General features: G+C 63.1%; 9 protein-coding genes. 4 read left to right on the top strand and 5 right to left on the bottom strand.

Going from position 1 to position 11853, the window contains the following annotated elements:
• Nucleotide 1: 1 nt before the first annotated feature.
• The gene (locus FSO04_RS20240) at nt 2-274 is read left to right on the top strand and encodes a YodC family protein (protein WP_054035352.1); all 273 of its coding nucleotides are present in this window, start codon (nt 2-4) and stop codon (nt 272-274) included.
• Nucleotides 275-314: 40 nt separating this feature from the next.
• On the opposite strand, the gene FSO04_RS20245 is transcribed toward FSO04_RS20240, so the two are convergent.
• Nucleotides 315-632, bottom strand: coding sequence for a DMT family transporter (locus tag FSO04_RS20245; RefSeq protein WP_120345089.1), 318 nt, complete (start codon nt 630-632; stop codon nt 315-317).
• An 84-nt stretch (nt 633-716) separates the two neighbouring features.
• Here FSO04_RS20245 and FSO04_RS20250 point away from each other — a divergent pair, with 84 nt between their 5' ends.
• Nucleotides 717-1136, top strand: coding sequence for a winged helix-turn-helix transcriptional regulator (locus FSO04_RS20250; protein WP_154561791.1), 420 nt, complete (start codon nt 717-719; stop codon nt 1134-1136).
• 38 nt (nt 1137-1174) lie between these two features.
• On the opposite strand, the gene FSO04_RS20255 is transcribed toward FSO04_RS20250, so the two are convergent.
• The gene (locus tag FSO04_RS20255) at nt 1175-1495 is read right to left on the bottom strand and encodes a superinfection immunity protein (protein WP_154561793.1); all 321 of its coding nucleotides are present in this window, start codon (nt 1493-1495) and stop codon (nt 1175-1177) included.
• Between the two features lie 164 nt (nt 1496-1659).
• Between FSO04_RS20255 and FSO04_RS20260 the strand changes: the two genes are divergently transcribed.
• Together FSO04_RS20260 and FSO04_RS20265 are read left to right on the top strand one after the other, a co-directional pair.
• The gene (locus FSO04_RS20260; RefSeq protein ID WP_154561795.1) at nt 1660-3123 is read left to right on the top strand and encodes a M20 family metallopeptidase; all 1464 of its coding nucleotides are present in this window, start codon (nt 1660-1662) and stop codon (nt 3121-3123) included.
• 454 nt (nt 3124-3577) lie between these two features.
• Nucleotides 3578-4465 (top strand): crotonase/enoyl-CoA hydratase family protein, encoded by an 888-nt coding sequence (locus tag FSO04_RS20265; RefSeq protein WP_154561797.1) that lies wholly within the window; start codon nt 3578-3580, stop codon nt 4463-4465.
• Nucleotides 4466-4576: 111 nt separating this feature from the next.
• On the opposite strand, the gene pdeR is transcribed toward FSO04_RS20265, so the two are convergent.
• The 3 genes from pdeR to FSO04_RS20280 all read right to left on the bottom strand — a co-directional run bounded on the left by pdeR (nt 4577) and on the right by FSO04_RS20280 (nt 11689).
• A complete protein-coding gene (pdeR, locus tag FSO04_RS20270; RefSeq protein ID WP_154561799.1) occupies nt 4577-6580 on the bottom strand; it encodes a cyclic di-GMP phosphodiesterase in 2004 nt (667 codons plus the stop codon).
• Between the two features lie 240 nt (nt 6581-6820).
• Complete coding sequence (locus FSO04_RS20275) at nt 6821-11299, bottom strand: DEAD/DEAH box helicase (RefSeq protein ID WP_414693441.1); 4479 nt, start codon at nt 11297-11299, stop codon at nt 6821-6823.
• Nucleotides 11300-11497: 198 nt separating this feature from the next.
• Nucleotides 11498-11689 (bottom strand): hypothetical protein, encoded by a 192-nt coding sequence (locus FSO04_RS20280; protein ID WP_154561803.1) that lies wholly within the window; start codon nt 11687-11689, stop codon nt 11498-11500.
• Nucleotides 11690-11853 lie beyond the last annotated feature (164 nt).

Raw genomic sequence — 11853 nt, forward strand, 5'->3', positions numbered from 1 at the left:
TATGCTGACCGCTACCATTGACGTATTCGAAACACCGGCAGCCGCACGCTTCAATGTCGGCGATGTTGTCACGCTGAAGGAAGGCGGTCCGCGCATGACGGTGACGTATGCGGGACCGGTGGCGCTCAATCCTGGCGACTGGCTGATTTGCGAGTGGTTCGACGAACATGGCGAACTGCGCCGCGAAATGTTCGCGCACGAGAGCGTGCGGGCCGAGCCGCGCTCGATTCCCGCCGGTTCGGTGATGTGGGGCAGAATGGGCCGGGCGGCCTGAGAGAAGCGGCCCGCCGCACGTACTAGCCCCGCGAGCCGGTTTATCCGTCGATCAGTTTCAACCCCGCCACTGACAGCACGATCAAGGTCATGCAGATCACGCGGGGCGCCGAAACCGGGTCGTTGAACAGCATCACGCCGAGCACCGTGATGCCAAGCGATCCGATCCCTGTCCATACCACGTAAGCCGTACCTGCCGGCAAATGCTTCATCGCCAGCGTCAGTAAAAACACGCTGCCGAGCGCGGCCGCAACGCCGCCGATGCTCGGCCACAAGCGTGTCCATCCATTTGCATATTTCAACGCCAACGCCATCAGGATTTCGACCGCGCTTGCGGCGAGCAGAATGAGCCATGCCATCGTGAGCCCTATCGGTGAGTGGTTAATGAGCGGCCAGCTTAGGGCTATAGTGATGCGCTCACCATTACTTACCCACTGGTAACCATGGCATTTCCCGAGTCCGCCAACGCGTCCCTCGCCTCGACCGAACAGCCCTATCGCGGTGACGTTTTCGACGCCGCCTGTTCGTCGCGCCTCGCGCTCGAACTGATCGCAGGAAAGTGGACGCTGCTCATCATGCCGGCGCTGCTGCCCGGCGCGATGCGCAATAACGCCTTGCTGCGCAAGATCGGCGGCATTTCCCAAAAGGTGCTGACGCAGACGCTCAAGGAACTCGAGCGGAACGGTCTGGTGATCCGCGAGGAGCAGCCGGGCGCGGTGGCGCACGTGGAATACCGGCTCAGCGAACTGGGGCGAACGCTCAGTGACGCGCTGGTGACGCTCGATCATTGGGCCGAGGAAAACGCGGCCGAACTCGACGCTGCGCGTGAGCGCTATGACGCGCGGCAGCAAACGCACCGCTAGCTGCCTGCCCGCGGTTGCTGCGCACCATTGTTGTCGAATCAAGGTTGCTTGTTTTCCGGGTGCTCACGCGACGCGGCCCGCCTTTGCACGCGCACCAGAAGCGCCGATGAGAATGCGCGCATCCGCACGATCTTGCGCGTCTCTACCACTTCGCCGGCCACGTTCTTCGGCGGGTTGGGCTGTAGCGACCAGTAGAGTGCGAGCAGCCAGCCAAAGCCGGTCCAACCGAGGCACGCGTTGAAGAGCGCCAGCGTCAGCACGTCATGACGCTTGCGCCGGTCCGCGAGAATGCTCGGCAGAAAATACAGCGCCAGCGCGAGCACCGCGGCGATGGCCTGTACCACGATGTTGCCACCCATAGCCTGGCTCCTCAGGACGTGATGTATCCCCCGATTGTCGCGCGATTGTTTTCTTTGCGCTGGGTCGCTCTGAAACATGCATGCAAGGCGAGGGGGTTCAGCGCATCGCGCATCAGGACTATCATGGACGTTTCGACTGAACAGAACCGCCACGGACCGCCACCATGATCTCCGACGATACGACCCAGCAGACCCAGCGCATCAACCAGGACACGCTACGCGAATTCGTAGACCGTAAATGGAATGACGAGATTGTTCCTGCGCTCACGGACTACATTGCCGTGCCGGCCAAGAGTCCGGCGTTCGATCCCGAGTGGGTCAAGCACGGCTATCTCGAGCGCGTGATTACCGACGCGGCGCAATGGGCCGAACAGCAACCCGTGCGTGGCCTGAAGCTCGAAGTGATCCGCTTGCCGGGCCGCACGCCGGTGATTTTCTTTGAAACGGCCGCGACCCGATCGGGCAGCGAAGAAACCATCGTGCTGTACGGCCACCTCGACAAGCAGCCTGAATTTGACGGCTGGCGCAACGACCTCGGCCCCTGGACGCCCAAGCTCGAAAACGACAAACTGTACGGCCGCGGCGGTGCCGACGACGGCTACGCGATCTATGCGAGCATCACGGCGCTGGCCGCGCTGGACGCGCAAGGCATCGAGCGTCCGCGCTGCGTCGGCCTGATCGAAACCTGCGAGGAATCGGGTAGCTACGATCTGCTGCCGTACGTCGACGCGTTGCGTGAACGTCTCGGCAAAGTCGGGCTTGTGGTGTGTCTCGATTCGGGTGCGGGCAACTACGATCAACTGTGGCTCACTACGTCGTTGCGCGGGCTGGTCGCCGGCGACCTCGAAGTCCAGGTGCTCGACGAAGGCATTCATTCGGGTGGTTACGGCGGCATCGCGCCGTCGAGCTTCCGCATCATGCGGCAACTGTTCGACCGTCTCGAAGACTCCGCCAACGGTACCTTGTTGCCGAAGGGTTTCCACGTTCAGATCCCGGCGGACCGTTTGCGCGAAGCGGAAGCGACCGCGCAGATTCTCGGCGACGACGTCTGGAAGAAGCTGCCGTGGGCCTGCGGGCAGGACGGCCGTCAGGTGCTGCCCACCACCACCGATCCGCAGGAAGCCTTGCTCAACTCGACGTGGCGTCCGTCGCTGTCGGTGACCGGCGCAGCCGGCTTGCCCGCGCTTGCCGACGCCGGCAACGTGCTGCGTCCGCGCACGGCGTTCAAGCTGTCGCTGCGCCTGCCTCCGCTGATCGAAGCGGAAAAGGCCGTCGCCGAACTGAAGGCGCTGCTCGAATTCGATCCGCCATACAACGCCAAGGTCACCTTCAAACCGGACGCCGGCGCGGCGAGCGGCTGGAGCGCGCCCGATCTCGCACCGTGGCTCGCCACCGCGCTTAACGACGCATCGCGCACGCACTACGGCGCGGACGTTGCCTACATGGGGCAGGGCGGCACGATCCCGTTGATGAACGTATTGAAGTCGGGCTTCCCGAAGTCGCAGTTCATGGTGTGCGGCGTGCTCGGGCCGAAATCGAACGCACACGGACCGAACGAGTTCCTGCACGTGCCGTATGGCAAGAAGCTGACGGCAGCGGTTGCTCAGGTGATCGCGGCCGCGCCTTGACGAGCGTTTTGCCTCGAGCTTTCCTGCAATACCGTTCCAGGCGAATCAGCGGGCGCTCCGGAGCGCCCGCGTTTAAATATGCGAATTGAATAGTCCGTCTGTTAGCCCACAAATAAAAAAACAAGCCTCCGCAAGCTATATTTTCGATTGCATTACCTAATCGACGACTATTTCTTTTTCTTTCAAATCCGGCAAGAAATTCAAGCTTTGTTCGTTCGCTAATTGATTGCGGCCGGGTGCTCATTTTCGGGCTAATTTCGCCCTTCTTCGGTGCGCAAGCGTTTGCGTCCGCAGCATCTTTTGTCCGTCCGTTCGCCGCCCCGCAGAGCGCCATCTGGCGAGGCTTCACGCGCGTGTTGCATTCATCTGTTGGTTACCCCGCTCCCATCCGATTCCGGTCTGCTTTAGGCTCGCATTGCAATGCCAGTGTTTAACCTTAAAAGGACCGTTCAAAATGAACCTGCATAATCACCACGCCTGCCGTCCGTTCCTTGAGGCCGGCAATTTGTCGCAAGTCTCCGCCTACTACGAAGAAGGCCGCAACATCATGTGGATGATGCTGCGGGCGCAGCCGCGTCCCTGTTTCAATCTCGATCTGGTGCATGACATTCTGGGTCTCGCGCAGGCAGCACGAGAGTCCGGCTTGCCGATCGATTTCTGGGTGACCGGCTCGTTGATTCCGACCATGTTCAACGTTGGGGGCGACCTCGATTTCTTCGCCGACACGATCCGCGCCGGCAAGCGCCAGGCGCTGATGGCGTACGCGCGCGCCTGCGTCGATTGCGTGCACGCGGCGGCGCGCGGTTTCGATACGGGGGCGATTTCAATCGCGATGGTGGAGGGCACAGCGCTTGGAGGAGGGTTCGAGGCGGCGCTCGCGCATCATTTCCTGCTGGCGCAGAACGACGCACGCATGGGCTTTCCGGAGATCGCGTTCAATCTGTTCCCGGGCATGGGCGGCTATTCTCTGGTCGCGCGCAAGGTGGGTATGCGTCTGGCCGAGGAACTGATCGGCATGGGCGAGTCGCACACCGCTGAGTGGCACTTCGGCAAGGGACTGGTCGATCAGCTATTCGAACCGGGCGACGCCTATATGGCGACGCGCACCTTCATCGATACGCTCCGGCCGAAAATGAACGGGATCCGCGCGATGCTGCGGGCGCGTCAGCGGGTGCTGCAACTCTCGCGCGCCGAGCTGATGGAAATTACCGAGGACTGGGTGAATGCCGCTTTCACGATCGAGGAGAAGGACCTCGTCTTTATGGAGCGGCTGGTGATGCTGCAGAACCGCCGTACTTCGAACCTGCGCCAGACGGCCTCCAGCGCGGCCAATTTCGCCTGAATCGCCCCGGGTCTCGAGGATATCGAGCCGCCGCGGGCGGGTCCCCCAACCCCCCAATCCCCCAAGGGGACTTCCTTCGGAGCGGGGGACGCCCTTCGGGCGCGTGGAAGCTCAGGCAATCAGTCTGAGCTTCTGCCTATCCTGCAACCAGCGTTCGAATTCCGCGACCGGCATGGCCTGACCGTACAGGAAGCCCTGTACGTATTCGACGCCCAGCCCCCTCATGAACACCTCTTCCGATTCGGTTTCGATGCCTTCGGCGACCACCTTGAAATTCAGCTCCTGCGCGACCACCACCATGGAGCGCACGAGTGCTTGCGCTTTGGTGTCGGCATTGATCGAGCGGACGAAACTGCGGTCGAGCTTGATGACGTCGAGCGGAATGCGGCCCAACTGCGAGAGCGACGAATAGCCGGTGCCGAAGTCGTCCAGATGAACCTGCGCCCCGAGTTGGCGAAACTGCTTGATCAGATCGATTGCCGCCGCTTCGTCCTCGATCAGGCAACTTTCGGTGAGTTCCAGGTCGATCAGACACGGATCGAGATTCGCGCGCTGCAGCGCTTCGCTGAAATGCCGCACCACGGCGGTGTCGACCAGTTGCCGTGCCGACACATTGATCGCGATGCGCAGGTTGTAGCCGTCCGCCTTCCATTTGGCCGCTTGCTTCGCGGCCGTTTCCATGACCCAGCGGCCGAGCACGCCGATCAGCCCGGATTCTTCCGCATAGCGGATGAACTCGGTGGGCATGATCTGCCCGCGCTCCGGCGAGTTCCAGCGGACCAGCGCTTCCGCGCCCTGCACCACGCCGGTGGCGAGCACGATCTTGGGTTGATAGTGCAGCGTCAACTGGCCCTCTTCGAGACCGCGCCGCAGGTTGGTGTCGAGCCACATGTACTCGGCGACCTTGCGGTTCATCTCGGGCGAGAACACGCGATAGGTGCGCTTGCCTTCGTCTTTGGCAACGTACATCGCCGTGTCCGCCGAACGGATCAGCGATTCGAGGTCGTTGCCGTGTTCCGGATAGCGCGCGATGCCGATCGAGCAGCCGGTGTAGACCTCGACGAGCCCCAGGCTGAACGGCGTGCGCAGGCGTTCGAGAATGCGCTGCGCGGTGGCTTCGAGATCGTGGGCGGTGCCTTGGGCGGCGAGCACAATGAACTCGTCGCCGCCGAGGCGCGCGAGCACGTCGCCTTCGTTCAGGCAGGTGCTGATGGCCGACGACACATCGCGAATCAGCCGGTCGCCGAAGACATGGCCGTAGTGGTCGTTGACCTTCTTGAAGTTGTCGAGGTCGAGGAACAGCACGCCGACCGATTCGCCTCGCGCGGCTGCTTCGATCGCGGCACTGATCTTGTCCTGGATCGCGTTGCGATTGGCGAGGCCGGTGAGCGAATCGGTGTTCGCCAGTTCGGTGAGACGTTCCTGCGCGAGCCGTTCTTCGGTGATGTCGGTGCCCGAGCAGATCAGAAACTGTTCTTCGACGCCGCTGCCGCTGTGAACGAACTTGTTGCGAAACAGGAATAGCCGTTCGCCGCGAAGGGTTTTCACGCGCCGCTCGACTTCGTACGAGACGCCGCGATTGAAGAAACCTGTGATGTTCTGGCTCGACGCCGCGCCGGACTCGGTGCTCATGAACAGCGCCCACACATTGCGGCCGACGATGTCTTCTTCCTTGACGCCGGTGAGTTCCTCGGCGAGACGGTTGAAGCGCTGTATGCGACCGTGCCTGTCGACGATGACCACGACCGAATTGACTTCGGAGACGACCTGTTCGGCGAAAGACAGACCGTGGACGAGGTCGCGTGCGACGGATTCCGTATCGTCGTAGGCCGAGGCGGTGCCTGCCCACGTATTGCTGGCGAGTTTTTTACCGACGAGGTGCAGACGCAGCGGTTCGCCGAACAGCCGCACGTCGAGGATGAGGTGCGAGGTGACACCGGTGAGGCAGCGGATCTGCGAGGCCTGTTGGGGATTCAGCGGAATGGCGACATTAGCCGGCACGTCGCCGGTGACGGGCGTGAGTTCCAGCGCGTTGCTGTCGTTCGACAGACGCCAGCAAGGGCTGCTTGTGCCGAACTGGGCAAACAGCACCTGATCGTGTTGGTCGTCGTTCATGAGATCCCCGGGCAGTGTGCCGATGAGCCAACCATGAAGGTGGGGTGGCGGCAAACAGTCTTCATCATACTTAAAGACTGGCCCCATTGTAGCGAAGCGGCTGGCGTTCGGGCCTATAAACATTAACGGTCGTGATGGCCTTCGTCTTAAGGCTTTTATTTTGGCGTGCGCGCTGGTATGAAGCCTCGAAATCGCATCGAAATGGCATTGAAACTGCTGTGGAATTACCTCAGGACTGCCTCAAAACCGCCGGGCCAACGCGCTTCTGGCGTGTTCCCGCTCTGTGGGAATCGCTTCCACCGTGGGGTCAAACCAGAAAACCCCGGCAACAAGCGTCGCGATAACGATTCCATCGCGATACAGAACCCGATTCCCGGCAATAGCAGGCACGCGTTCACCCACCAGCAACGTACCGGCAAGATTCAAAGGATCGGTTCCTGCGACACACACAAAAGCACCATCGTTCGCATGCCGTCGAACTTCGCGCAAGATCGGAATCGCTTCCGGTAAAGCAAATTGTTCGCCAGCGAGGCCATTCACAAACCGCCCGCCGCGAATGACGCCGCGCGCTTCGAGCCGTTGAAACACGCGCAACAGGTCCCGCCACGGCGGCAACCACTCGGCCTCGCGTTGGAGCAAACGCCAGAACACCACACCATAGCGGCGCAGCAACGTCATGGCGACATGTTCGAGTACTTCTGGGGCGAACTGCTGACGGCGCGCCGGCGATGCTTCGGCTGCAGCAACAACGGGCTGCCGGCTAACCAGAGCCCAGCGGCCCGCGTCGTCCATTCCTCCGATCAATGCACTCGACCTGACACGCCGGCTACTGGAATACGCACTGCGTTTGGCGACGGGTTTCAACAACGCCCGCAAGCCGGCGAAACTGTCGGAATTCACGAGGCCCGCGGCAACCAGCTCGCCCAGCGCGTTTTCCAGTTCCATGCGCAAGCCGTGTACCTCGGCCAGCAATTCGTCGAAGAACATCGCGCCATGCTGCGATAACGTGTCATGGACGCTCTGCGCGCGCGCCGATAGCTCCGGTTGTTTCGACGGGTCGATCAGCGCGCGCCAGACGCGTACCTGTGCGCGTGGCAAAAGCACGATCGGCGTGCTGCGCACCGGTCCCGCGGCACCGCGCGCCCGCTCGGTCAGGCGCGTCCACACGATCTTGCCGGCACGGCATAGTTCGTCGAGCGAAATGTTCGCGTACGCCTTCACGCGCGCCGGCAGAATGTCTTCTTCCCACGCGCCTGCCGCGGCCTGAAAACCCTCCATCTGGTCGAGCACAGCGGCTAAAGCGTCGCGTCCCTCGCTGCGGGTGTCCGGCGTCAAATGCTGCCACTCGAACAGAAAACGCATGAAGTCGTGCCGTTCCACCGGCTCGATTTCGCGTCGCAAGCGTTTCACCGTGTAACGGTGGATCCGCGCAAGCAGATGACGTTCGCACCATTCTTCTTCGGTCGCGCCCGGCGAGAAACGGCCGCGCATCACGTAGCCTTCCGCTTCGAGGCGCGTCAGCGTGTGTTCGACCGGTGCCGCGGGCAACCTCAGCGCCTGCGCGATCGCGTGCACCGGCAGCGGGCCGAAGCCGGTCAGCCGGGCGCGCAGCACGTCGAGCAGGGCGTCGTCGGCGCTCCACGTATCGGTGTAGCCGTTTGGTGCGGCGAGCGGCGGTTCAAACTGGGCGTCAGGGTAGAGCGCCTGGAAACAGGTCAGGCGCTCGGCAGATAGCCACAGCGCGTCGTCGGCAGCGATCCGCAGACGGGTCGCGCGGCCGGATTCGGCAAGCAACGCGAGCCATGACGGCCAGCCTTCGACATTGCGCGCCTCGGTCTCGGTGATGCAGGCGAGACCCGTTAGCGCTTCGTGCATCTCGTCGGCGGTGCGTGCCTGCGGCCATGCCTCGTCGCGCACGCTGTCGATCGCGTCGGCATCGAGCGCGCCGAGGTCGTCGGCGCTGGACGGATCGCTCCAGCGGCGGTTCTGCACGGCTTGCGTGCGGCGCTCTTCGATCGGCGCATCGTCGAGAAAGGCGTAGGGCTTGGCTGTGAGGATTTCGGCGGCAAGCGGCGAGGGCGCCGGCAGATCGCGGACGATCAGTTGCACTTCGCCCTGTTCGATACGACGCAGCAAGGCAATCCAGCTCTCGCTGTCCATCGCGTCGTGCAGGCAATCGTCGACGGTTTGGTCGACTAAGGGATGACGCGGCAGTTCGCGCTCGCCGACGATGTTTTCCAGGCACGCGGCCTGTTCGGGAAACACGCTCGCCAGCAGATCTTCGCTACGCATGCGCTGCAATTGCGGCGGGGTCTTGCGCCCGCCGGTATAACGCGGCAGGCCGAGCGAGGTGGTCGCGTTCCAGCGCCAGCGCACGCCGAAGAGCGGCGCGTCGAGCAGCGCCTGGATCAGCAGATGCTCGGCACTGTTCGAATGGAGGTAGCGCCATACTTCGTCGAGTACGAAGGAATGGCTGCCGGTCAGTGAGAGGATGATCGCGTCTTCGGTAGCGGCGGCTTGCAGTTCGAAGTTGAAGGTCCGGCAAAAACGCTTGCGCAACGCGAGACCCCACGCGCGGTTCACGCGACTGCCGAACGGCGCATGGATCACGAGTTGCGTGCCGCCGGATTCGTCGAAGAAGCGTTCCATCACGAGTGTGTTTTGCGTCGGCAGCACGCTGAGCGCGGCGCGTGCGCGGGCGAGATAGTCGACGATTTGCCGCGCGGCGGCTTCGTCGAGACCGAGAGCGTCGACGAGCCAGTCGGTTGCGCGCTGGATGCGCACCGTCATGAGCTCTTCCCCATCGAGCAGGCGCCCGATCTGCTCACGCAAGCGCGCGACGCCGAACGACAGTTCATCGCTGCGCCCTGGCGCCTCGCCGAGCCAGAACGGAATATTCGGCGGCTGCCCTTGCGCGTCCTCGACCCGCACGCGGCCGCTCTCGATCCGCAGAATCCGGTACGACGCATTGCCGAGTTGAAACACGTCGCCAGCCAGACTCTCGACAGCGAAATCCTCGTTGACGGTGCCGATATTGATCGCCTGCGGCTCGAGCACCACCGCATAGTCGGCGTTCTCGGGAATCGTGCCACCTGAGGTCACGGCGATCAGTTTGCCGCCACGCCGGCCGCGCAAGGTGCCGCTCACCACGTCGCGATGAATATAGGCGCCGCGCGGGCCGTGACGGCTGGTATAGCCTTCGGCCAGCATGCGCAGCACCGCGTCGTATTGCTCGCGTTCGAGGCCCGCGTAGGGGGCCGCGCGCCGCAGCATCTCGAACAGCGCGTCTTCGCTCCATTCGGTGCTCGATACCTCCGCGACGATCTGTTGTGCAAGCACATCGAGCGGTGCGCGCGGAATCCGCAGCGCGTCGAGTTCGCCACGCCGCACGCAATCGAGCAGCGCGGCGCATTCGATCAGATCGTCTCGCGAAGCCGGAAAGAGCCGGCCCTTCGGCATGCCGCCCACGTGGTGGCCCGAGCGTCCCACACGTTGCAGGAACGGCGCGATCGCGCGCGGCGAACCCATCTGGCAGACCAGATCGACGTCGCCGATATCGATGCCCAGTTCCAGTGAAGCGGTCGCGATCAGGACCCGCAACTCGCCGCGTTTGAGGCGCTGCTCCGCGTCGAAGCGATGTTCCTTGGCGAGACTGCCGTGGTGCGCGGCGACCGCGTCCTTGCCGAGCCGCTCGGTCAGATGACGCGCCGCGCGTTCGGCCATGCGGCGCGTGTTGACGAAAATCAGCGTGGTGCGATGCGTCGCGATCAGTTCGGCGAGGCGATCGTAGACGCGCTCCCACACTTCGTTCGGCATCACCGCTTCGAGCGGCACGGGCGGAATCTCCAGCGCGAGATCGCGCTCGCGAATGTGGCCCACGTCGATGATCGCGCAGTCCGCCGGAATATCGCTTTCGATGCTCACATCGCCCACCAGAAAGCGCGCGACTGCGCTGACCGGTTTTTGCGTCGCCGACAGACCGATCCGTGGCAGGCGCCGCTGACACAACGCATCGAGCCGTTCGAGGCTGAGCGCCAGATGGCTCCCGCGCTTGCTGCCGGCGAGCGCGTGAATTTCATCGACGATCACCGTGCGCACGGTCGACAGCATGCGTCGGCCGGAATCCGAACCGAGCAGGACGTATAGCGATTCCGGCGTGGTCACGAGAATATGCGGCGCGCGTTTTTTCAGCGCATTGCGTTCCTGCTGCGTGGTGTCGCCTGTGCGTACGGCGGTGCGGATGTCGAGCGGCGGCAGGCCGCGCGCGTCGAGTTCCGCGGCGATGCCTTGCAAGGGCACTTGCAGATTGATGCGGATGTCGTTGGAGAGTGCTTTCAGCGGCGAAACGTAGACCACCAGGGTTTCGTCCGGCAACGCGCCGCCGTTGGCCAGGCCTTGCTGGACGAGTTCGTCGAGCGCGGACAGGAAGGCGGTGAGGGTTTTGCCCGAACCGGTGGGCGCGGCCACCAGGGTCGAGCGTCCGCTGCGAATCTGCGGCCAGGCGGCAGCCTGGGCGTCGGTGGGGGCGGGGAAGGTCTTCAGGAACCAACTGGCTACTGCCGGATGGAAATCATCCAGCGCGCCGGGCGTGAAAGGGCCTGAAGCGGGGGCCGAAGCGTGGCCCGAAGTAGCATCTGAAGTTGCCTGCAATGCCGCATCGAAGCGCGAAGAATCAGAGCGCGCGTCCAGGGCGGTGGCGGATGTCGAGGCCGAAGTCATGCTGGCATAGATGGGGACGCGGTGTGCCATATCCAGAGGGCGGCAAGCGCCGGCCTGTTTCAAGGATCAACAATCAGTCTGGCAGGTTTTCGGCGGCTTTGCCGATGCCTGGGTGGCGGCTATCGCGCGGAATAAGGCGGCAATCACTGCGGGTGCGGCCCGCACAGCACCCGCTGCACCGCACAGCACGGCGCGAAACTACCAGACCCAGCGCATGCCTGTGCTGCCGGTTTGCGCAACGACGGCGGCGAGGCCGGTGCCCGTGCAGGTGACTGTGGTGTTGCTCGGCGGCGCGGTATTGCTGCACGCGGCCATCGCTGAAGGGGTGAATGCCTTTGAGAGCAGCACGACGCTGCCGAGGCCGATTCCAAATGTTTTCTTCTTCTTCATACGCACGGTCCTTGTTAAAGGCACTGCACCATACGAGCGGAATGGTCAGACTTATACACGCCTTACCAGAACTTTCCAAATGCCCCCGGCATAACATTACGGGTATGTTGCGCATCGCCGACGCTTGCCGGAGACCCGCATGGCGCCTCGCTTTTGGCAAAGAA

The organism is Paraburkholderia madseniana (genome assembly GCF_009690905.1).
GTDB lineage: Bacteria > Pseudomonadota > Gammaproteobacteria > Burkholderiales > Burkholderiaceae > Paraburkholderia > Paraburkholderia madseniana.

What these genes read in the sequence shown, in the direction of transcription:
- FSO04_RS20250 (WP_154561791.1), top strand. Translation starts at nt 717, where the DNA reads ATGGCATTTCCCGAGTCCGCCAACGCGTCCCTCGCCTCGACCGAACAG.
- FSO04_RS20240 (WP_054035352.1), top strand. Translation starts at nt 2, where the DNA reads ATGCTGACCGCTACCATTGACGTATTCGAAACACCGGCAGCCGCACGC.
- FSO04_RS20280 (WP_154561803.1), bottom strand. Translation starts at nt 11,689, where the DNA reads ATGAAGAAGAAGAAAACATTTGGAATCGGCCTCGGCAGCGTCGTGCTG.
- FSO04_RS20260 (WP_154561795.1), top strand. Translation starts at nt 1,660, where the DNA reads ATGATCTCCGACGATACGACCCAGCAGACCCAGCGCATCAACCAGGAC.
- FSO04_RS20255 (WP_154561793.1), bottom strand. Translation starts at nt 1,495, where the DNA reads ATGGGTGGCAACATCGTGGTACAGGCCATCGCCGCGGTGCTCGCGCTG.
- FSO04_RS20275 (WP_414693441.1), bottom strand. Translation starts at nt 11,299, where the DNA reads ATGACTTCGGCCTCGACATCCGCCACCGCCCTGGACGCGCGCTCTGAT.
- FSO04_RS20265 (WP_154561797.1), top strand. Translation starts at nt 3,578, where the DNA reads ATGAACCTGCATAATCACCACGCCTGCCGTCCGTTCCTTGAGGCCGGC.
- pdeR (WP_154561799.1), bottom strand. Translation starts at nt 6,580, where the DNA reads ATGAACGACGACCAACACGATCAGGTGCTGTTTGCCCAGTTCGGCACA.
- FSO04_RS20245 (WP_120345089.1), bottom strand. Translation starts at nt 632, where the DNA reads ATGGCATGGCTCATTCTGCTCGCCGCAAGCGCGGTCGAAATCCTGATG.